The 21,221-nt window shown below is 69.6% G+C and carries 18 protein-coding genes; 8 read left to right on the top strand and 10 right to left on the bottom strand.

Translation table 11 applies throughout. The annotated features are described in order from the left end of the window. The first annotated feature begins 148 nt into the window (after nucleotides 1-148). Entirely contained in the window at nucleotides 149-1,360 is a 1,212-nt protein-coding gene (locus GPX89_RS32840; RefSeq protein WP_157391552.1) for a CaiB/BaiF CoA transferase family protein, read from the top strand. Continuing rightward, on the top strand, nucleotides 1,357-2,283 hold the full coding sequence (locus tag GPX89_RS32835) for a beta/alpha barrel domain-containing protein (protein WP_157391551.1): 927 nt from the start codon (nucleotides 1,357-1,359) through the stop codon (nucleotides 2,281-2,283). The genes GPX89_RS32840 and GPX89_RS32835 overlap by 4 nt, the downstream gene beginning before the upstream one ends. Before the next feature lie 12 nt (nucleotides 2,284-2,295). Here the strand turns inward: GPX89_RS32835 and GPX89_RS32830 are convergent, their stop codons facing one another. Then, nucleotides 2,296-2,544 (bottom strand): hypothetical protein, encoded by a 249-nt coding sequence (locus GPX89_RS32830; protein ID WP_157391550.1) that lies wholly within the window; start codon nucleotides 2,542-2,544, stop codon nucleotides 2,296-2,298. Between the two features lie 303 nt (nucleotides 2,545-2,847). Here GPX89_RS32830 and GPX89_RS32825 point away from each other — a divergent pair, with 303 nt between their 5' ends. Beyond that, on the top strand, nucleotides 2,848-3,351 hold the full coding sequence (locus GPX89_RS32825) for a hypothetical protein (RefSeq protein ID WP_157391549.1): 504 nt from the start codon (nucleotides 2,848-2,850) through the stop codon (nucleotides 3,349-3,351). 18 nt (nucleotides 3,352-3,369) lie between these two features. Here GPX89_RS32825 and GPX89_RS32820 read toward each other — a convergent pair whose 3' ends face one another. From GPX89_RS32820 to GPX89_RS32810, 3 genes are all read right to left on the bottom strand, one after another. Continuing rightward, on the bottom strand, nucleotides 3,370-4,446 hold the full coding sequence (locus GPX89_RS32820) for a hypothetical protein (protein ID WP_157391548.1): 1,077 nt from the start codon (nucleotides 4,444-4,446) through the stop codon (nucleotides 3,370-3,372). A gap of 200 nt (nucleotides 4,447-4,646) precedes the next feature. Continuing rightward, nucleotides 4,647-5,774 carry an acyl-CoA dehydrogenase family protein gene (locus GPX89_RS32815; protein ID WP_157391547.1) on the bottom strand — a complete coding sequence of 376 codons (1,128 nt, stop codon included), beginning with the start codon at nucleotides 5,772-5,774 and terminating at the stop codon, nucleotides 4,647-4,649. Between the two features lie 9 nt (nucleotides 5,775-5,783). Next, a complete protein-coding gene (locus GPX89_RS32810; RefSeq protein ID WP_157391546.1) occupies nucleotides 5,784-6,953 on the bottom strand; it encodes an acyl-CoA dehydrogenase family protein in 1,170 nt (389 codons plus the stop codon). 160 nt (nucleotides 6,954-7,113) lie between these two features. Between GPX89_RS32810 and GPX89_RS32805 the strand changes: the two genes are divergently transcribed. Next, nucleotides 7,114-7,902 (top strand): hypothetical protein, encoded by a 789-nt coding sequence (locus GPX89_RS32805; RefSeq protein ID WP_157391545.1) that lies wholly within the window; start codon nucleotides 7,114-7,116, stop codon nucleotides 7,900-7,902. A 228-nt stretch (nucleotides 7,903-8,130) separates the two neighbouring features. Here GPX89_RS32805 and GPX89_RS32800 read toward each other — a convergent pair whose 3' ends face one another. Beyond that, nucleotides 8,131-9,930 carry a DEAD/DEAH box helicase gene (locus GPX89_RS32800; protein ID WP_157391544.1) on the bottom strand — a complete coding sequence of 600 codons (1,800 nt, stop codon included), beginning with the start codon at nucleotides 9,928-9,930 and terminating at the stop codon, nucleotides 8,131-8,133. A 242-nt stretch (nucleotides 9,931-10,172) separates the two neighbouring features. On the opposite strand from GPX89_RS32800, the gene GPX89_RS32795 reads away from it, so the two are divergent. Together GPX89_RS32795 and GPX89_RS32790 are read left to right on the top strand one after the other, a co-directional pair. Then, nucleotides 10,173-11,006, top strand: a complete 834-nt coding sequence (locus GPX89_RS32795) for a carbon-nitrogen hydrolase family protein (protein ID WP_157391668.1) — start codon at nucleotides 10,173-10,175, stop codon at nucleotides 11,004-11,006. A 137-nt stretch (nucleotides 11,007-11,143) separates the two neighbouring features. Further along, nucleotides 11,144-11,791, top strand: coding sequence for a phosphoribosyltransferase (locus GPX89_RS32790; RefSeq protein ID WP_157391543.1), 648 nt, complete (start codon nucleotides 11,144-11,146; stop codon nucleotides 11,789-11,791). Here GPX89_RS32790 and GPX89_RS32785 read toward each other — a convergent pair. From GPX89_RS32785 to GPX89_RS32775, 3 genes are all read right to left on the bottom strand, one after another. Then, entirely contained in the window at nucleotides 11,785-12,312 is a 528-nt protein-coding gene (locus tag GPX89_RS32785) for a gamma carbonic anhydrase family protein (protein ID WP_328602559.1), read from the bottom strand. The genes GPX89_RS32790 and GPX89_RS32785 overlap by 7 nt on opposite strands. Nucleotides 12,313-12,330: 18 nt before the next feature. Further along, entirely contained in the window at nucleotides 12,331-13,053 is a 723-nt protein-coding gene (locus tag GPX89_RS32780; protein ID WP_157391542.1) for an alpha/beta hydrolase, read from the bottom strand. Nucleotides 13,054-13,126: 73 nt separating this feature from the next. Next, on the bottom strand, nucleotides 13,127-13,972 hold the full coding sequence (locus tag GPX89_RS32775; protein ID WP_198347700.1) for a class I SAM-dependent methyltransferase: 846 nt from the start codon (nucleotides 13,970-13,972) through the stop codon (nucleotides 13,127-13,129). A gap of 313 nt (nucleotides 13,973-14,285) precedes the next feature. On the opposite strand from GPX89_RS32775, the gene GPX89_RS32770 reads away from it, so the two are divergent. Further along, on the top strand, nucleotides 14,286-18,287 hold the full coding sequence (locus GPX89_RS32770) for a bifunctional RecB family nuclease/DEAD/DEAH box helicase (RefSeq protein WP_235948591.1): 4,002 nt from the start codon (nucleotides 14,286-14,288) through the stop codon (nucleotides 18,285-18,287). A 97-nt stretch (nucleotides 18,288-18,384) separates the two neighbouring features. Here the strand turns inward: GPX89_RS32770 and GPX89_RS32765 are convergent, their stop codons facing one another. Both GPX89_RS32765 and GPX89_RS32760 read right to left on the bottom strand, forming a co-directional pair. After that, nucleotides 18,385-19,563 carry an amino acid deaminase/aldolase gene (locus GPX89_RS32765; protein ID WP_328602558.1) on the bottom strand — a complete coding sequence of 393 codons (1,179 nt, stop codon included), beginning with the start codon at nucleotides 19,561-19,563 and terminating at the stop codon, nucleotides 18,385-18,387. Between the two features lie 50 nt (nucleotides 19,564-19,613). Further along, nucleotides 19,614-20,099, bottom strand: coding sequence for a TetR family transcriptional regulator (locus tag GPX89_RS32760; RefSeq protein WP_235948587.1), 486 nt, complete (start codon nucleotides 20,097-20,099; stop codon nucleotides 19,614-19,616). A gap of 384 nt (nucleotides 20,100-20,483) precedes the next feature. Here GPX89_RS32760 and GPX89_RS32755 point away from each other — a divergent pair, with 384 nt between their 5' ends. Then, nucleotides 20,484-21,218: a tyrosine-protein phosphatase gene (locus tag GPX89_RS32755; RefSeq protein ID WP_328602557.1), complete on the top strand. Its 735-nt coding sequence runs from the start codon at nucleotides 20,484-20,486 to the stop codon at nucleotides 21,216-21,218. The last annotated feature ends 3 nt before the right edge of the window (nucleotides 21,219-21,221 follow it).

Genomic DNA, 21,221 nt, shown 5'->3' with positions numbered 1-21,221 from the left:
GCGAACCAGCGCGATTCGAAACGTGGGCGGGTGTCAGCCACTCACCCGCTCCGGCCGGTGCGACGGACCCTCTCTCGACCGTCGCACCGGCTTTCGTCATTCCGGGAGGGCCATCACGACGCCGGGCCCGGTAGGCCAGACTGGGGGCATGGAGATTCGGCCGCTGGATGGCGTGCGGGTGTTGGAGCTGGGTAACTACGTCGCGGCCCCGACGGCCGGGCGGATACTCGGGGACTTCGGGGCCGAGGTCATCAAGGTGGAGCGGCCGAAGACCGGTGATGAACTGCGGAATTGGCGGTTGTACGGCGGGGACACGTCGATGTTGTACCGGACCATCAACCGGAACAAGAAATCGATCACCCTCGATCTGCGGACCGAGGCCGGGCGCGGGATCGTGCTGGATCTGATCGCGAAGTGCGATGTGCTGCTGGAGAACTTCCGGCCCGGGATGCTCGAGAAGTGGGGGCTGGGTCCGGAGGTCTTGAACGAGGCCAATCCGAATCTGGTGATCACCCGGATCTCCGCATACGGACAGACCGGTCCCCTCTCGCAACGCCCGGGATTCGCGGCAGTGGCCGAGGCGGTCGGCGGACTGCGCGAATTGGTCGGTGATCCGGACCGGCCGCCGGTGCGGGTGGGGGTCTCCATCGGCGACTCGATCGCCGGAATCTACGCCGCCTTCGGCACCGTCATGGCGTTGTTCCAGCGCGAGCGGGTCGAGCGGGTTCCCTTGGAACAGCGCGTCATCGACGTGGCGCTCAACGAATCCATCCTGTCGGTCATGGAATCGCTGGTCCCGGACTACCTGGCCTACGGCATCAACCGCGAACGCGTCGGCGGCCGCATGGAGGGCATCGCGCCGAGCAACGCCTACCCGACCAGCGACGGCTACAGCATCATCATCGGCGGCAACGGCGATGCCATCTTCCAGCGGTACATGCAGGTCATCGAACGCCCCGACCTCGCCGCGGATCCGGAACTCCAGGACAATGCCGGGCGCTGGCGCAATCGCGAACGCCTCGACGCCTCGATCGCGGAGTGGACGCGAACGCACACCCGTGAGGAGGCGTTGAAGGTGCTGGAGGCGGCCGCCATCCCGTGCGGCCCCATCTACACCGCCGCCGACATCGTCGCCGACGAGCAGTACAAGGCGCGCAACATGATCCAGCCGTTCCAGATGGACGTGGGTGAGCCGGAACCCAAGGAGGTCGGTTTCGCCGGCATCGTGCCGGTCATCGGCGGGCAGTCGCTGCCCATCCGCAATGTCGGCCCGGACCTGGGCGAGCACACTCGCGAAGTCCTGTCCGGCCTGCTCGGCCTGACCGACTCCGACATCGATGCGCTGGAGGCGAACTCATGATCCTGCGGGATGTCACGCTGCGCGACGGGCTGCAGCTCACCGGCAAGGTGCTGCCGACCGAGCGCAAAGTTCAGATCGCCAGACAGTTGCTGGCACTGGGCGTCCCCGAGTTGGAGATCGGCTCGATGGCGCGGCCGGACCTGGTGCCGCCCATGGCCAACACCCTCGAACTGGTCGCGCAGCTGACTCCCGAGGAGCTCGAGCGCTGCTGGGTGTGGGTGGCAACGCCGCGGCATGTGGCCAAGGCCGCCGAGGCCGGGGTGCGCAACTTCCAATACTGCTTCTCGGTCTCGGACGCGCACAACAAAGCCAATATCGGGCGCACCACCGAGGACAGCCTGGCCGCCATGCCCGAGGCCGTCCGCTTCGCGCACGAGGCGGGCGGGCGCATTCAGCTGTGCCTGGCAACGGCTTTCACCTGCCCGTTCGACGGGCCCGTCGATCCCGCGCGGGTGCTGGCCATCGCCGCCGACGCGCGCGCCGAGGGGGCGGCGGACATCGTCATCGCCGATACGCTCGGCCAGGCGTACCCGGGTCAGGTCGCGGCGCTGATCGGCGCGGCGGCCGCGACCGGGCGCTGGGGAACGCCCGAGCACCGCATCGTCTTCCACGGGCACGACACTTGGGGCATGGGTGTCGCGAATTCCCTCGCGGCCCTGAACGCGGGTGCGGCGGTGGTGGACGGATCGCTCGGCGGACTGGGTGGCTGCCCGTTCGCTCCGGGGGCATCGGGCAACACCTCGAGCGAGGATCTGCTGTTCGCCACCCGGCCGGAATGGTTTACGCCGCCCGTATTGTCGGACCTGGTAAAAATTTCCGAAGATTTGCTGACAGAACTCGGCGAACCCAACCGTTCACGCACGGCCGAGGGCGCGCACTCCAAAGCCGCGGCCTTCGAATGGGTAATCGGCGCGAGCGAATAAATTCGCGGAATATTAGCCAGCGTGCGCGTCGGCGCGCAGCTTGAGCAAAACCAGGCCCGCGGTGCAGGCGAGAATCAGTCCCGCGACGGTGATTTCGACCCGTAGTTCGGCGATGCCGAGAACCGCGCCGGTGAGTCCTCCCAGGAAGATCAGCCAGGCGACGACGCGGGCCAGGATTGCCGACATCCGCGACGCCCCGGGGGCGGCGGGCTCTCCGGCGCGCAGAGAGGCGCGCAGCGGAGAGGTCGAGAATGCACCCATCATCCACTCCTCGATGACGCCCGCCGGGTCTCGCGATTCTTCGGCGCGTCCCTCGGCAAATTTCGAGCGTCTCACGTGTAACTTTGGACACACATTACGGCTCGGCAACGGAAAGTCCATAGGACACGTATGCAAAACGCGCCGACTTTACTAATTCGTAATCCGAATCATGGCTGTTTGAGATATTTTCGAGGTCTGGGTATTTGCCTGCGCGGAGGCGTTATCGAACCGACCACCCGCCTGGCCCAACCTCTAAGCCTCCGTTAAGGTGAGCCCACTCGACACGAATCAGGAGTGCCACCAATGGATCGCAGCAACGCCGGCGCGGACGAGCGCCCGGTAACCCCGCTGCGTCACCTGCCCAAGCCTGTGCAAGGTGCCGCCGCGGCGATCGGCGCGGTCTCGGCCGGCCTGATCCTGCTCGGCGCCTGCGGCCTCGGCCACAACGACACCTACGTGGCGCCCCCGCCGATCAACGCCGATCTCCAAGCAGCCCCGGAGACTTCGACCAAATCCGGCACCAGCACGCCCGCCGTCGTCATCCCGCCCTCCCCCACCTGGCGAGTAGCCGCGGACCAGCCCTCCCGCCGCGCCCCCATCTCCACCGTCACCGCCACCCCGGACGACCCCGCCGACCCCAGCGCCAGCGGCCGCCCCACCACCTCGCGCCCGACCACCACCACGCGAACCACCGAAAGTCCGCGCCCCACAACCGAACCCCCGGCCACCACCGTCCCCGAGACCACGCTGCCCCCGTCGGCCGCCCCGACCACGGACCACGCGGCCTCGGACAACTCCGACGGCTAGGCCACCGGCCCGGTTCGTCTACCAGTCGCCGTCGTCGACCGGTTTGCCCTTCTTGTCGCCGAGGTGGTGGATCTGGGCGGAGGTCGGGTTCTGCCAGGGGTCGTGGTCGTCGCCGAGCCAGTCGCCTACCGGGGTGACGGTGGCCAGGGAGTCGGCCGGGGCGAGATCGGTTGCGTCCGAGTCGAAGTAGTCGAACCAGGGTAGGCCCGCGGCGGTGTAGGCCGCGCGGTCGACCGGGGACGGGGGTGGGGCCTCGCCGGTGATGCGGCGCCAGTCGGGTGGGGTTACCAGGTGGACGAAGAGGCGGGCGGAGGGCTGGACCGACCAATCATGCAGGGGGCGATCGTCTTTGTAGATCTCCTGGCGCATGGTGCCGCCGACGCCCAGGCCCATGGCGGTGGCTTGCCGTCGGGCCCGCGGCCGTGCGCCGGGTCGCGGGCTGGGCGGGAGACTGCCCGCCGCCGGCGGCGGTGCGCCGAAGACCGGGGACGGGGCGGAGAGCGGCGCGGATACGGTGATGGCGCGGACGCGTTCCGCCTCCGCCCTGCGGCGCTCTTCCTCCGCCTTGCGCCAGCGGGCGAGTTCGGTGTCGTTCAGCGCGAAGTTCTGGAGTTGGATGCCGCCCCAGGTCTCCTCGCCGGTGACCTGTCCTTCGACGGTCGCGCCCAATCCCAGTGGGACCGAGACGAATTGGCGGATGGTGCCCCGGCCGGAGTTGATGCCGTCCAGCCACGGCTGCTTGGGCAGGACCACGTAGTTCTGCGGGTCACGACCGAGCCGATCGCTCCAGGGCTTGCCCGAGACCGCGCAGACCTTGCCCACGCCGATCTGCAGTGCCGCGGGTTCCTTCGTGGCGAACGACAGCCACATCGCCTCCCGCAGATACATGGGCAGCATGACGCCGCCGCGTTTCGCCCATTCTTCCGGGACCGAATCCGCGTAATCCGCGACCCGCCGCACCGGAAACTCACCGAGCCCCGGCGGCAGGGCATGCGTCCCCTGCTCGGGCAGCCGCAGCGTGCGAATGAACCGCACCCCCACCCCGTCGGGAAGCATCAGGGTGTTCCCGTCCAGCCGTACTGTCTCTCCTCCCATCCTTCGACCCTACGCTCGCCAATCACCCTGCCCCCACCCAATTTCTCCCCCGCCTCTCCGCACCTTCAGCGGACAACCGAGTGCCTGGACCGCCGTGCAGCCGTGCCGGCGGTCCAGTGACGAACCTATTTCGGACCTGCCCGGTGAGTTACCCCGGTCGGCACGAGATCAGTCGTCGCGGTGAGATACGAACGGGCTCACTAGAACTCGACGAGGGTGTAGTCCGCGACGCGGTCGGTGAGGACGCGCAGGTGCTCCAGATCGCTGCCCAGGGTGCGGGCGATGGCGGTCAGGCGGGCCACGTAGTGGCTCACCGGATACTCGGTCGTGATGCCGATACCGCCGTGCATCTGGATGGACTCCTGGCCGATGTGGCGCGCCGAGCGGCCCACCTGCAGGCGGGCGCGCGCGGCGGCCACCTGATCGGCCGAGCCGTCGGCCACCGCGGCGGTGGCGTACAGGCTCATGCTGCGGGCCAGTTCCAGCGAGACGTACATGTTCGCGGCCCGCTGCGACAGCGTCTGGAACTTCGACAGCGTGACCCCGAACTGCTTGCGCGTGTTCAGATATTCGGTGGTCAGGCGCAGCGCCTCTGCCATCGCGCCGAGGGACTCCGCGCACAGGCTCGCGTGCGCGGCCAGCGTCACCGCGTCCACCGCAGGCTGGGCGTCGCCGCCGTCGCCGAGGAGTTCGGCTGCGGCGGAGGCGAATTCGATCTGTGCGCCACGGCGCTCGTCGAAGGTCCGGTACGCCGTGCGGGTGACGCCCTCGGCATCGGCCGCGATCAGGAACAGCCCGATCCCACCGCCGGGCAGGGCGGCGCTGACCACGAGCTGGTCGGCGCAGTCGCCGTGCGGGACCGGGTTCTTGACGCCGGTGAGGCGGTAGGCGTCGCCGTCGAGCACCGCAGTGGTGGCCAGTTCGGTTACGGGCCAGCGGCTTCCGGGCTCGGCGTGCGCGAAGGCGAGCAGGGTCTCGCCGCCGACCAGGGCGGGCAGTACCCGCTCCCGCTGCGCGGCGGTCCCGGCCCGCGCGACCAGCCCGCCGGGGATGAGCACGGCGTCCAGGACGGGTTCGGGCGCGTTGCGGCGGCCGATCTCCTCCATGACCACCATGGTCTCGACCGGTCCCGCGCCGACGCCGCCGTCCTCCTCGCTGAAAGCCAGTCCCAGCACGCCCAGTTCGGCGAGCTGCCGCCAGACGTCGCGGCTCCAGCCGAGCTCGGTGTCGGTGACCTTCAGCAGCTTCTCCGGGTCGTAGGCGCGGCCCAGCAGGTCCCGGACCGTGTCACGCAGCATGACCTGTTCATCGGTGAGTTCGAAATCCATGGCGGCGGCTCACAATCCGAGGATGGTGGAGGCGATGATGGTGCGCTGCACCTCGCTGGAGCCTCCGTAGATGGTGGTTTTGCGGTAGTTGAGATAGCCGGGGCCGCTGCGCTGCGCCCAGCCGGGCGAGGCGATATCGTCGGCGTTCACCGGCAGCGCGTCGGGCCCGGCGATGTCCAGCAGCAGTTCGGTGACGGCCTGCTGCAGTTCGGAACCGCGCAGCTTGAGCACCGAGGACGCCGGATTCGGCTTGTCGCCGGTGGAATTGGACACCACGCGCATGAGCGTGAGCTCCAGCGCCAGCAGCTCGTTCTCGATCTCGGCCACCCGCGACGCGAACACCGGATCCTCGAGCAGCGTGCCGCTGCCCGAACGGATCTGCGCCGCATACTCTTTCGCGACGCCCAGCTTCACCTTGGTGCGGCCCACGCCGGTGATGCCGGTGCGCTCGTTGCCGAGCAGGAACTTGGCGTAGGTCCAGCCCATGTTCTCCTCGCCGACCAGCTGGTCGGCGGGCACCCGGACATTCTCGAAGAAGACCTCGTTGACCTCGTGGTGGCCGTCGATGAGCTTGATCGGCCGGATGGTCACGCCGGGGGTCTTCACATCGAAGAGCAGCATCGAGATGCCCGCCTGCTTCTTGGCGGCCGGATCGGTGCGGACCAGGCAGAAGATCCAGTCGGCGTACTGCGCCAGCGTGGTCCAGATCTTCTGGCCGTTGACGATGTAGGAGTCGCCGTCGCGTACCGCGGTGGTGCGCAGCGAGGCCAGGTCCGAACCCGCGTCCGGCTCGGAGAAGCCCTGGCACCACCAGATGTCGAGGTTGGCGGTCGGCGGCAGGAAGCGCTGCTTGAGCTCCTCGGAACCGAACTGGGCGATCACCGGCCCGATCATCTGGGCGTTGAAGGTGAGCGGCTCGGGCACGGAGGCCAGCTGCATCTCGTCTTCCCAGAGGTGGCGCTGCATGGGCGTCCAGTCCTGGCCGCCCCACTGGACCGGCCATTTGGGCACGGCCAGACCGTTCTCGTTGAGGATGCGGTGGGTGGTGACGATGTCATCGCGAGAGAGTTCGAGGCCGTATTTCACGCGGTCGCGGATCTCCGCCGGGATCTTGGTCCGGTAGAACTCGCGCAGTTCATCCCGGAATTTCACCTCATCGGGTGATAGGGCCAGCTTCATTGCTTCTCCCGAGCGTCGCTGTGATGTCGCCAATAAACCTACCCCCCGGTAATGAATCGGGTGTCGGCCGGATCACACCGACCGGACGGCTCGCCGAAGCGGCTCTCGAGCAGAGCTGGTACGTTGCCGGGGAATCCGTATCCGATGAGGAGCAGCACGAGTGAACGGTTGGACCCAGTCCCGGCGCGCCCTCGCGGTCGCGGCCCTTACCGCCACGGCGGCCCTCGGCGCGACCGCCACCGCCACCGCCGATCAGCCGAAGACGCCCGTCGAGATCGGCATCGACCAGCTCACCCAAGCCGTCGGCGACGACGCGGCGGGCAAGACCGCGGTCGCCGACATCGCCCGCGCCGATCAGCTGGTCGCCGCCGCGAAGCTGGAAAATGTTCAGTTCACGTCGTTCTGGTACCAGGCGCCCACCCTCGGCTGCGGCTTCAACATGCCCTTCAGCCTGACCAACGCCATGGCGGTCACCGGCATCTCGGGCGGCACGACGTCGCTGCCGCCCGGCAATGTCAGCTTCCAGGCGATGGCGCAGCAGAACGGTTTCCCGCTCGCCTCCGGCCTGAGCGTGGCCTGGCTGAACGTGAACAACGGCCGCAGCGGCATCACCGCCCTGGACGACCAGACCGAATACAACCTCCCGGCGCTGTCCAAGACCGTCGACACCGGCGCGGGCAATGTCATCGCCTCGCTGTGGGGCACCATCGACTACCCGGCCGCCCGCTGCGTGGTCACGCCGACGGTGGGCCTGTTCACGGTGAGCGACGCCCCGGCCGTCCAGCCGACGATCCCCGCCACGCCGGATCCCAACGCGCCCACCACTTCCGGCGCGCCGACCACCCCGGCCCAGGCTCCCGACAACTCCGGCCAGGGCAGCCCAGCGACCACCACCACGGCCCCCGCCGCTCCGAACCCCGACGCCGGTTCGGTCACCCCGGCCAACTGAGCTCACCCCGTTGTTCCGGCGCGTTCTCGGCCGTAATCCATTCGGCTGCAATGAATCCCGGTCACAATCACGCCCGGATGACAGCGCTCCAGCCCAGATGACGGGCAATCCGGCCGGATAGCGGACGGTCGACCGCGCTACCAGGGCATCAACGACCGACCGCGATCCTCGAAAACACAACGCCCGCATTCCTGGAGGAATGCGGGCGTTGATGCGTCTGCGGCCGGCTCAGGAGCGCGGCTTGCGGCGCTCGTAACGCGGCTTGCTGTCGCGGAACTCGCGGCGGGGGGCACCGCGGCTCATCGAACGTCCTCCGGGCGGGCCCTGATCCAGCTGCAGCTGGATCAGCTGACCGCTGATCCGGGTGCGACTCAGGGCATTCAGCGTCTCGTCCGACAGATCGGCGGGCAGCTCCACCAGCGAGTGGTCGGGCCGGATGCTGATGTGCCCGAAGTCGCTGCGGCGTAGGCCGCCCTCATTGGCGATGGCGCCGACGATGGCGCCGGGCGCGACCTTGTGCCGCTTGCCCACCGCGATCCGGTAGGTGACCAGCTCGGCACCGGTCTGGCGGTGGTGCGACGGTTCGCGGCGCTCGCGCGGACCACGGTCGTCGAAGGCGCGCGGCGCCCGATCGCGATCACGGCGCTCGCGCGGCGTGGGCTCCGGATCGGGTTCCATGAAGAAGGTGTCGCCCTCGTGCCCGCCGACCGCCAGTGCCGCCGCGATATCCACCAGCGGAATATTGTGCTCCCGCTCGTATTCCTCGATGAGCTTGCGGAACAGCGGCACATTGGCCGAGGCCAGGTTCTCGGTGATCATGTCGCCGAACTTCTGCACCCGCTGCGCGTTCACGTCCTCGACGCTGGGCAGCTGCATCTCGGTGACCTGCTGGCGGGTGGCGCGCTCGATCGCGTCGAGCAGGCGGCGCTCGCGCGGGGCCACGAACAGCAGGGCGGTGCCGCTGCGGCCCGCGCGGCCGGTGCGGCCGATGCGGTGCACGTACGACTCGGTGTCGTGCGGGATGTCGTAGTTCACGACGTGCGAGATGCGGTCCACGTCCAGGCCGCGGGCGGCCACGTCGGTGGCGACCAGGATGTCGAGCACGCCCGACTTGAGCTGGCCGATGGTCCGCTCCCGCTGCGCCTGCGCGATGTCGCCGTTGATGGCGGCCGCGGAATACCCACGCGCGCGCAGCTTTTCGGCCAGCTCCTCGGTGGCCTGCTTGGTGCGCACGAACATGATGATGGCCTCGAAGGGCTCCACCTCGAGGATGCGGGTCAGCGCGTCCAGCTTGCGCTGATGCGACACCTGCACCCAGCGCTGGGTGATGTTGGTGTTGGTGGAGGTCTTGGTCTTGACCGTGATCTCGACCGGATCCTTCAGGTACTGCTTGGAGATCTTGCGGATGGCGGTCGGCATGGTGGCCGAGAACAGCGCGACCTGCTTCTGCTCGGGCGTGTCACGCAGGATGCGCTCGACGTCCTCCTGGAAGCCCATCTTGAGCATCTCGTCGGCCTCGTCGAGCACCAGGTACTGCAGCTCCGACAGGTCGAGGGTGCCGCGCTCGAGGTGATCGATGACGCGACCCGGGGTGCCGACCACCACCTGGGCGCCACGCCGCAGACCCGACAGCTGCACCGCGTAGTTCTGGCCGCCGTAGATCGGCAGCACGTGGGTGCCCGGCATGTGGGTGGCGTACCGGCCGAACGCCTCGGCCACCTGGATGGCCAGTTCGCGAGTCGGGGCCAGCACCAAGGCCTTCGGCGCCTTGCCGCCGCCGTGCATGCCCTGCAGCACGGGGATGGCGAACGCGGCGGTCTTACCGGTGCCCGTCTGCGCCAGGCCGACCACGTCGTGGCCGTCCAGCAGCGGCGGAATCGTCGCGGCCTGAATAGGCGACGGCGATTCGTAGCCGACATCGGCGACGGCGCGCAGAATGCGCTCGTCGAGGCCGAGATCGGCGAAGGACGGGCCGGAAACGTCCCTCTCGTCGTCAGTGGGAGCGCTGTCGGCCGGTGAGGTACTCATTGCCAGGGATTTTACTGCCTGCTAGCTGCGGGCTTGACCATCGGGTGAATACCCTGGGAGTCGTGCAATCGGACAACCCGCCCGCGCCCGCCGTCCCGACGCCCCCGAGTTCGATCTCCGGACTCGGAAATTCCGACCCCGCACCCGTCCGCAACTACGTCACCGGAGCCCTGGCCACCGCCGATGCGGGCAGCTCCGGAACGGTCGCGACGGCCGTGCCCGAGGCCGCCACCGCGGCCGAGCTGCCCGCCGGGACCGAGCCGGACGGATCGGTGGATGTGGCGGTGGTGCAGTTCGATCCGTACACCGACACCGTGGCCAATCTCACCGCGCTGCGCGCGGAGGTCAAGGCCGCCAGCGAACTCGGAGCGAAGGTGGTGGTCGCGCCCGAGTATTCGATGTTCGCGACCAAACGCCTCGATGAGCGGGTGCTGGCCGCGGCCGAACCGCTGACCGGTCCGTTCGTCACCGGATTGCGGGGCATCGCAGCCGAATTCGGGGTGCACGTGGTCGCGGGCGTGGTGGAGTCCGGCGGACCGGATCAGCCGGCCGGGCACGTTTACAACACCCTCGTCGCCGCCACCCCCGACGCCGAGTTCGCGGCCGTCTACCGCAAGGTGCACCTCTACGACGCCTTCGGCTCCCGCGAATCCGATCTGCTCATCCCCGGCCCGCTCGACCAGTCCCAGACCTTCACCGTCGATGGCGTGGTGTTCGGCATGCAGACCTGCTTCGATCTGCGCTTCCCCGAGGGCATTCGCCGCCTGGCCGCCGCGGGCGCGCACGTGCTGCTGCTGCCCGCGCAGTGGATTCCCGGTCCCGGCAAGGTCGATCAGTGGACCACGCTGCTGCGCGCGCGGGCCATCGAGAACACCATGTACGTGGCCGCCGCCGACCAGGCCGCCCCGCGCGGCGCGGGCACCTCGATGATCGTCTCCCCCACCGGCGCGGTGCTGGCCGAACTCGGCGACCAGCCGGGCATCGCCACCGCCCACGTGGATCTGCACCACCTCACCGAGGTCCGCACCACCAACCCCAGCCTGGCCCTGCGTAGATACACGATCCGCGGCGAATAGCCACCGGTATCCCGACAAGCGCCCGCTATTTGTCCGGTCACTCCGGCATGCATTTGGCCGGAATCTCCCTTTGATCGGTGGATTCCGGCCAAAAGCGCGCCGGAATGACGAAGGCACGACGCCTAGACTGAAGAGCGATGATCTACCCGGATCGGGGGGCTGCCGGACGCGCACTGGGTGACAAACTCTCGCACCTGCGCGCGGCGGATCCCCTGGTGCTCGGGCTGCCCAGGGGCGGGGTTCCGGTGGCCGCGGAGGTCCGCGACACGATCGGCGGGGATCTGGATGTGCTGTTGGTGCGCAAGCTCGGGGTGCCGTGGCAGCCGGAGCTGGCCATGGGCGCCATCGGCGAGGACGACGTGCGGGTGCTCAACTACGACGTCGTGCGGCATACGGGAGTGACGGCCGAGCAACTGGCCGCCACCGAGGATCTCGAGCGGATCGAGCTGGAACGACGGCGGCGAGTGCTGCGCGCGGAGCCGCCGATTCCCTTGAAGGACCGGACCGTGGTGATCGTGGACGACGGGATGGCCACCGGCGCGACCGTGGCCGCCGCGTGCGAGATCGCGCGCCTGCACGAACCGCGCCGCGTGGTGGTGGCGGTGCCGGTGTCCTCGATCGAAGCGCTGCACCGGATCCGGTCGCTGGCCGACGAGGTGGTGTGCCCGCTGGTGCCGCGCTCGCTGGGCGGGGTCGGCGGGGCCTACCGGGACTTCCATCAGCTCACCGACGCGGAAGTGGTGGAACTGTTGCGCCCCACCGCTTCCCGGGATCCGGATCAGTGAACCTCGGTGATGCCCTTGCGATGCCGCTGCGCGAGTTCGGCGTAGATGCCCGGGTTCATCTTCACCCACATCTCGGCCGCGGTGCCTTCGAGCGGCTTCTTGACCTCGGCGGGTGAGCCCGCGGCCAGCACGCCGTCCGGGATCTCCTGTCCCGGCCCGACCAGCGAGTGCGCGGCGATCATGACGCCGCTGCCGATCTTGGCCAGATCCAGCACCGTGGAGCCGTTGCCCACAATCGATTCCGCGCCCAGCGTGGCCCCGTGGAACACCACCGAGTGCGCGATGGTGGAGCCCGCGCCGATCTCCACGGTGACGTCCTGCGGTACGTGGATCACGGCGTTGTCCTGCACGTTCGCGCGTTCGCGAAGGATGATGGGCGCGAAGTCGGCCCGCAGCACCGCGCCGTACCAGACCGAGGCGCCCGCCTCGACTCGCACATCGCCGATCAGGGTCGCGGTGGGCGCGATGAACGCGGTCGGATCGACCGTGGGGCGCTTACCTTCGAATTCGTAGAGGGGCACGCCCTCCACCGTAAGTGGTCACACCAGGGTGCGGGCGTGCACGAATTCGACGATCTGCGAGGTCACTTCGGCGTGCACGGGCTCGTGCAGCAGATCGTGACCGGCGTTCGGGTAGGTGTGGAACCGCGCCCCGACCTGGGCCGACCACTCTCGCACCGGGTCGAGCGGGGCGCGGCGATCGTCCGCCCCGTGCACGACCAGCACCGGCAGCCCCTCGGGCAGCCGCGGTCCCGGCCAGTCCGAGTCCTGCTCGGTCGCCACGGCCGCACGCGATCGCGAACCGATATGGGCGCGAACACGATTGGAGCCGTCGGCGCCGCGCGCGGACTTCGGGGCCTTGCCCTCGAGGACCGCCTTCGGCGTGCCGGACAGCACCAATCCCGGGTACTCGCCCGGCGTCGCCTCGCGCAGCACGGCCAGCGTGGTGGCCGCACCCAGCGAGTGGCCCATCAGGAACGGGGTGGAATTCGATTGCGCGCGAACCTGACCCAGGAACATCCGGGCATCGTCGGCCAGTTCGTAGATGGTGCCCGGCCGCTCCGGGTCCCCTTCGCTGAGACCGTGCCCGGAGGTGTCCAGGGCCCAGAGTTCGATGCCGTGGGCGGCCAGGGCCCTGGCGAACCGGTGGTAGTGCGCGCTGTGCTGGCCGATTCCGGGTAGCAGAGCCAGAGCAGCCTGCGCGTTGTCGAGCTGCCATCGTCGGTAGTGAAGGCGGCCGCGAGCGCCCGCGAGGTAGAGCATCGGCAGATTGTGACAGACCGGAAGCCCCCGTGGGGGAGCTCCGATCAGGCGACTGGCGAGTAATTGCCGAAAGTCACACGACCTCGGCGCGCAGGATGTGCGGGCCGGGCCGTTCCGGCGCGGTCGGCGTGCCCAGGTAGCGGGCGAAGGTGGCGACCGGGCCGAGATCCTCGACCACCGCGAGGCCCGCTTCCTTCAGCTCGGCGGCGATCTCCTCGGGGGTGAAGCGGCTGATCCAGCTCTCCCCGATGGCGGCCAGTCGACGGTCACGCTCCTCGGCGACGGCGCGCTCCTCGGCGGTCTGCGGGCCGAGCGGTTCGCCGTAGTCGAGGACCAGTTCGCTGCCGGGTGCGAGACGGCCGAGGGTGTTCAGGGTGGCCGCGATGGCGGGGCGGGTCAGATAGATGGTGACACCCAGCCAGATGACGAACGCCGGTTGCGAGGCGTCGAAATCGCCTGCGGCCAGCACGTCTTCGAGGGTGTCGCGCTCGAAGTCCGCGCCCAGATAGGTCACCGACGCCGGAACGCCGATGCCGGTGTCGGCCAGCAGCTGCCGCTTCCAGGACTGGGTGGCCGGGTGGTCGACCTCGAAGACGCGCAGGCTGGAATGCGGATTGCGGTAGGCGAAGGTGTCCAGGCCCGCGCCGAGGATGATCGCCTGCCGGATGCCCGCGCGGTAGGCGTCGGCGAGCGCGTCCTCGGTGTAGCGCGACCGCGCGGCGATGAACAGGCGCAGGCGGCGGCGCGCGGCGTCGTCCTCGCGGGCGGCGGTCGGCGACCGGTCGGCCGACTCGGCGAGGGGTGTGAGGACCGCCACCGCCAACGGGTCGCGGAAGATGCTGGCACCGTCCAGTTTCTGATGGTCGGCGCGGTGGCGGGCAGCGCCGAGAGCGGTTCGGCTCGGTTCACCGTTCTGCACGAAAGGACTCCCTTCAACCCCTCCACACTAGGGGCGACACGCCGGGATGGCGATGCGATTTGCGGCTCACGACCGGCGGCTGAACCGATAACGGTTCACATACCGCGTGCGAGTCGCGTTGTCTCCCAACATCGCCCGCAAACGCGCGCTGACGTGGGCCGGTCACGGCCGCTCCGGCCCGGCGTCGGGGCCGGACCTGGCGACACATCACACCGCCCGCAGTCATTACGCTATGGCGCGACTCGGCCACGCGACCACGCCTGCGGCCGGGTGCGGGTGTCGGCGGAGGAGAGGCACAGGAGGGCCGCGATTGATGCTGTTCGGTGATCGTGTCGTGTGCAGCACCGGTGACCTGGTGACGGCGGCGCGCTGTGAGTTCGCGCTGCTGCGCGCGCTCGACGCCGAACTGGGACTGGTGGCGCCGGTCGACGTCCAGTCACCCGGCGCGCTCACCCGCACCCCGGATCCGGCCGTCGAGCACCGCCTCGCCGATCTGCGCGATCGCTACGCCCCCGCGGTCACCCGCATCCGCCTATCCGCGCCCGCAGCGGCCGCGCTCGGGCGGACGGCGCCGGGTCCGCGCCGCCGCGATCTCGCGACGATCGGACTATCGGGCGAATCCGGCACGGCCGCATCCAATTCCGCGGGTCCGTGGTCCGGTGCGGACGGAGGTCCGCGGATCGGCGCCCCCGGGGCCGGCGCGGACGGATCGGCCGCGGTGCTGCCCGAGGAGTTGCGCGCGGCCGCGCTCGCCGGGCTGCGAGCCGCCCACGAGGAGACCCTGGCGGCACTGCGCTCGGACGCGGAGGCCGTCGCGGGCGCGATCGTGTTCGACGGGGACTTCGTGGCTCGCTGCGAATTCCTGGTCCGCGATCACTCGCCGGAGACACACGACTACGTGGTCACCGGGGTCGCGGGCAAGCGCGACCGGCTGGCGACCCTGATGGGCCTCGCAGCGACGGCCGAAGCCCTGCGGCGCAACGGTTTCCGCGCCGCACCGCACGCGCGAATCTGGGAGGACGGGGTCGCGGTGACCCACCCGCTCGCGGACATGGCGGTGGTCTACCAGGCGCGCCGGGCCCGCCTGAACCTCATCGTCGACGCCAAACTGGGCGAACTATTGCCGGTGCAGTGGGGCGATCGCCGATTCCTGGTCTGCGGCCACTGCCCCACCTGCACCGCCGAACTCGAGGCCCGCCGCGACCTGCTGCTGGTCGCGGGCATGCGCCCCGCAACCCGAGCCCATCTGCGCGACGCGGGCATCACCACCCTCGACCGCCTGGCCGTGGCCGAGGCCACCGTCCCGGGCATCCCCTCCGCCACCCTCACCACCCTCCGCCGCCAGGCCGAGGTCCAGATCCTGCGCGAACGCACCGGCCGCCCGGTCCACGCCCTGCTCGACCCATCCGCTCTCGCCGCCCTGGCAGCGCCCACCCGCGGCGATCTGTTCGTCAGCGTCGGCCCGGCATCCGGCACCGGAACCTCGTGCGCCGCAGGGGACCTGATCGTGCGCGTAGGGTCCGCCGCGCCCACGGATCGCCCTGCCCCGATTCCGCCGCATACCGTCGGCGAGCAGCGACCATCCGCCGGAAACTCCAGTGCGGCAGTGATGCTCGGCGAAGACGGCGTCGCCGAGCCGAGCTCGGCCGCTGTGCCCGAGTTCGCCGCGGACCGCGAAGCCGCCGTCGCGAGCGCGCCCGGCGACGACCCGGGCGAAGCCGATCTCACGGACGACCCGGGTTCCCTTGCGGCAGGACACCTCGTCACCGGGCCCCTTCGAGTCGTATCATCGGCCGCCGAGTTCGCCGTCGAGGCACCCGGCATGGACATCGCATGCGAGGCAGCGGATTTCGTTCCCGGATCGAATATCCCTGCGGCACATCAGGTTGATGGCGCGCCTCGGTCGGCTACCGAGTCCCTGGACAGCACACCCGAAGGTCACGCCGAGCCGGGCCGCCGAGCCGCGGTGGTCGTGGCCGCACCCGGACCGATTCCGGGGGTGAGCACGGTGGCGCTGGGGTTCGTGCCGAGCCCCGCGACGCCGATGCCGGAGCGCACCTTCGTGATTCGCACCGAGGACCGGGACGCGCTGGGACGCGCGGCGTGCCCGCGCCGCCGCGACGACGCCGACGCACTGCTGGAGTTCCTCATCGAACGGCAGCGTGAATGCCCGGACCTGCGGATCCACCACTATCGCGGGGACCTGCGCGAATTGCTGAACGCCGTCGGCGAGCGGGATTCCGAGGGTGAGGATGTGGTGGCGGAACTGCTGCCCGCGCTGGTCGATCTGTATCCGGTGGTGCGGGCGGCGCTGGTCGTGGGCGAGCGTTCCTATGACCTGCATCAGTTGCCGCCGAATCAGGAGGAGAGCGACAGCGGGGCGCAAGCCGTGCTGCGGCTGCGGGATTGGCTGCTGGAGTTGGCGGCCGAGCACGGGGTGCGGCCCGGTCGGCGCTGGACCTACGACTACGCCGAGACCGGGCCCGACGAGATCGAAGCGGCGCTAAGGGAATTCGCCGAGAGCGACGGGGAGCGTCGCGGCGAGGCACAGGAGGCGGCCGGGCTGGCGGCGGCGGCGCTGGGGTATCACCGGCGCGAACGGCGGCCGCTGCGCTGGGCGCACGACGATCGGCTCGATCATCCGGTGGCCGAATGGGCCGATACCGCAGGAGTTCTCGTCGCCGACTCGGGTTCGGTGGACACCGACTGGCACAGCACGGGGCAGCGGCCCATGCGCCGGTATCTGACCCTGAGCGGGCGATTGGGAACCGGCAACGCGCCGCCACCCGGAACGCCGGTACTCACCCTCTACGACCGCCCCGCGCCGGGCATGACCGCCGACCCGGGCGTCCGCGCGATCGCACACGCCACGGTGCTCGGCTGCGCGCTGGACACCACGTTCGAGGACGTCATGCGGGTGGTGGAGATGCTGCCCGAGGGCTGCGAGCCCTACGACGAGCTGCCCACCGCCATCGCGCCCTGCCCGCCCGGCCACGACGTGCACCTGGCGGATGCGTTGGAGGACACCGCGCATCAGCTCCTGGTGACCCTGCCGCAGGTGCCCGAGACCGCCGTTTTCGACATCCTGTGCCGTCGCTCGCCCCGGCTGCGCTCCGGCGCCGCGCTGCCCGAGGTGTTCGGCGATCACGCCGCCGCCGTCACCGCGGCCGTGCTCGCACTCGACGATTCGTATGTGGCCGTGCAGGGCCCGCCCGGCACCGGCAAGACCGACACCACCGCCCGCGCCGTGGAAAGGCTTGTCACCCGGTACAAATGGCGCGTCGGCGTGATCGCGCGCTCGCACCAGGTGGTCGAGCACCTGCTCGACGCCATCGTGGCGGTGGGCGTGCTGCCGGAGCTGGTGGCCAAGGCCGATGCCCGATCGGTGTCCCCCGAATGGCTGCCCATCGAGGCGTCGCGCTATCCCCGGTTCCTCGACAATGCCGTGAACGGCTGTGTGGTGGGCGGACTTTCGAGCGACTTCGCCGATCCGGAGCGCATCGCGCGCGACAGCCTGGACCTGCTGGTCATCGTGGACGCCGGCAAGTTCCCGCTGGCCGAGGCGATGGCCGTGGCGGTGTCGGCCCGCAATCTGCTGCTGGTCGGCGATCCGGCGCCCGCGGCGGGGCGCGGCCTGCACCCCGAGCCCATCGCCGAATCCGTGCTGGGCCGCCTGCTCGGCGCGCACCGCACCCTGCCCGCCGCCTACGGCTACTTCCTGGACCGCACCTGGCGCATGCACCCGCGCATGTGCGGCCCGGTGTCGCGGCTGCGCTACGACAATCGGCTGCGCTCCAACGAAACCGTCACCCTGGCACGGGAACTCGACGGCATCGAGCCGGGCGTGCGCACCGTCTCGGTGGAACATCACGGCAACGGCACCGAGTCCGCCGAGGAGGCACGGGAGATCGTGCGCCAGGTGCGGACGCTGCTCGGATTGCCCTGGCACACCGGCGCGCTCACCCGCCGCCTGCACCCGCACGACATTCTGGTGGTCGCGCCCTATCACGCCCAGGTGGCGCGCATCCGAACCCTGTTATCGCGGGCCCGGATCGAGGACGTCCTGGTCGGCACCCCCGACCACTTCCAGGGCCGGGAGGCGGCGGTGGTGCTGGTCTCCATGACCACCTCCGCCCCCGAGGACGCCCCGCACGGCATCGGCGCGCTGCTGTCACGGCACTGGCTCACCAGCGCGATCTCGCGCGCCATGTGGTCGGCGATCATCGTGCGCTCGCCGCTGCTGACCGAATACCTCCCGGCCACCACGGCCGAGCTGTCCGACCTCGCCGCGGTCCTCCAACTCGACCGGGTGTAGTCGCCCCCGCCATTGATCGTCGTTCCGGCGTGCATGTGGCCGGAAACCACTGCGGCAAGGCAGATCCCGGTCGAAGACGCGCGGAGATGACGGAAAGTCAGCCGAAGCAGTGGCCTTCGCCGCGGTAGGTCGGCACCGTGGTGCGCGAGCCGTCCCCGTCGACGAGGTGGACCTCGTTGAACCGCTCGCAGAGTTCGCCCGCCTTGGCGTGCCGGAACCAGACGCGGTCGCCGATGGCCAGGCCGTCCGCGCCGGTCAGCGGGGTCTGCACCTCGCCCGCGCCCTCGGTGCCGATCAGCTTCAAGCCCCTGGGCCACACCGGCTTCGGGACCCGGGACGCACCGGTGGGCCCGGAGGCGATGTAGCCGCCGGAGAAGACGGTGGCGATGCCCGGCGCGGGCCGGCGCAGCACCGGGGTGGCGAAGTACATGGACGGGCGCGGGGCCAGATTGCGGTAGCCGTCGAACAGCGTCGGCAGGTAGAGGCCCGAGCCCGCGGTCACCTCGGTGACGTCCGGATCGCCGATGCTGACCTCGATGGACCCGGTCCCGCCGCTGTTGACCAGCTCGAGTTCACCGACCTTCGACCGCACCGCGTCCAGCACCGTGCGCCGGCGCTTGCCGATCTCGTCCGCCGAGAGCTTCTTCACCAGGCGCACAGCGGGATTGGTGTCGGGCAGGCCCGCGATCTGCGCCTCGTAGGTCATCATGCCCACGACTCGGAAACCGCGGGAACGGGTTTCGGCGGCCAGCCGGGCGGCCTGCTCGGGCGTGCGGATCGGTGAGCGGCGCACACCCAGGTGCAGCGGTCCGATGCGCAGGGAGGCGTCGACGTCCAGACACACACGGGGAGCGACCTTTTCGCTACCGACGGCGGCGCGGATCAGGTCCAGCTGATCGGTGTCGTCGACCATCAGCGTGATGGAGTCCAGCAGCAGCGGGTCGGCGGCCAGTTCGGCCAGCGCGTGCCGGTCTGCCGTGGGATAGCCGATCAGCACATCGCGCGCACCCTCGCGCACCAGCCAGATGGCTTCGCGCAGTGAGTAACCCATGATGCCCGCGAACCCGCCGGAGGCGGTCAGCTTGGGGCCCAGCACTTCTTCGAGCACCGCGCGGCAGCGCACGGATTTGCTGGCCACCCGGATCGGCACGCCGCGGGCGCGGCTCACCAGATCGGCGGCATTGGCGCGCAGGGCGGTCATGTCGACCGCGGCCAGTGGGGGTTCCAGGTCGGCGGTGGCCGCGTGCAGCCCGCTGATCGGCGACGATTCGATCACCTGACCATTCGACCACGAACCTGGTCACTCGTCCAGCATTTGCGATCGTTTCAGGGTAGGTCGACAGCCTTCGTGGACAGATACGACACCAGATCGTCGAGCACGACGAGGGAGATCTCGTCGTTGCAGTCGGCGAGCCAGCGCAGCACCATGCCCTGGATGACGGCCAGCAGATAGGCGGCGATGGCGTCGACCGGTTCCAGCCACTGGGTGCCCGAGCGGCTGGCACACAGGTCCAGGAACGCGGTGACGTCGGCATCCAGACCCTGGAACATGGCCGAAGCGACCGGGTCCGGGACGCAGGCCGCCTGGTTCTCCCAGCGCTGCCGCAGCACGGCCAGAGTGGATTCGTAGGCGCGAATCTGCCGGTCCGGCGAGGCTTTCAAGATCGGCCACAGCGTGCTGACACCCGCGTGCAGCAGGACGCGCAACGCTCGATTACCGCTGAAGTCGAGCGACCCGGCCGTCTTTTCGATGGCCTCGATCATGGCCGGACGAAGTCCGACCTGGGTGATGATTTCTCCACTTGCGCTCAACGACGACTCCCTTTGGCGAAAGAACTCGCGCAATGCGTCCCGGGACCGAAGTCGCCAGGAGCTTGCACGGCTCGCTCAACGGGTTGCAGATCGGCGCTGATCTCCGCCCAGTACACCGGCGTACCCGTTCAACGGGTATCGATGTTACGTCGTTTTCTGGCTCCGCAACCAGCTTTGATAGCCGATTCCGTACCTCAAGAATGTTTCGTTACCTAATTGGAACGGGCCCGCGATCAGACGGGAATGATCAAATTGAACGATCGCCTGGTAAAGCCGTTGTTAGGACCAATCGGTATATTACGGACGGGTGTGCCGCGAAACATAGCGTGTGTGCGCGAGCCCACACGGCCGGTGCCTTTGCGCGCCGGTCGATAGCCTGTGCGGGTGACTTCTGCGCGCCACGACCAATTCCTGATCTCCGGCACCTTCAATTTCCGCGATCTGGGCGGTGCCCGCACCACCGACGGACGCAAGGTCAGAGAGGGCGTCCTGCTACGGTCGGCCCAGCTCAGCCGTGTCGACGCCGCCGGTCTGAGCACCCTGGCCGCACTCGGGGTCACCGACGTGCACGATCTGCGCGGCTTCGCCGAAATCGACTTCATCGGCCACGACGCGGTGCCCGAGGGCGTTCGCGTGAAGGTCACGCCCTTCGACTCCCGCATGGGCGAGACCCCGCCGCACGAGGCGCGGCGCTCCGCCACCGCCCACGGGCACATGCTCGAGGTCTACCGACTCTTCCCTGCGCTGCCCGAGGCGCACGCCGCCATCAAGTCCCTGGCCGACTCGGTGCTGACCGGCACGGCGCTGGTGCACTGCGCCGCGGGCAAGGACCGCACCGGCTGGGCCATCGCCACCCTGCTGCGCATCGTCGATGTCACCGAAGAGGACATCTACGCCGACTACCTGCTCAGCAATGACGCCGTGCCCGCCCTGCGCGCCCTCATGACCGCCGAGAGCAACGAGGAGCTGTCCGACGACCTGCTCGGGGTGAAGCCCGAATACCTGGAGTCGGCGACCAATTCGATGCTGGCCATGTACGGCGACCTCGAGGGCTACCTCGCCGAGATCGGCGTCACCGCCGAGCTGCGCGACGCGCTGCGGGCCCGCCTGCTCGACTAGCCC

The sequence above is a fragment of the Nocardia terrae genome (assembly GCF_009760405.1).
In the GTDB taxonomy this organism is placed as follows: Bacteria; Actinomycetota; Actinomycetes; order Mycobacteriales; family Mycobacteriaceae; genus Nocardia; species Nocardia terrae.
Note: the sequence above shows the minus strand (reverse complement) of the source record. Positions and strands in the feature narration are given on the sequence as shown.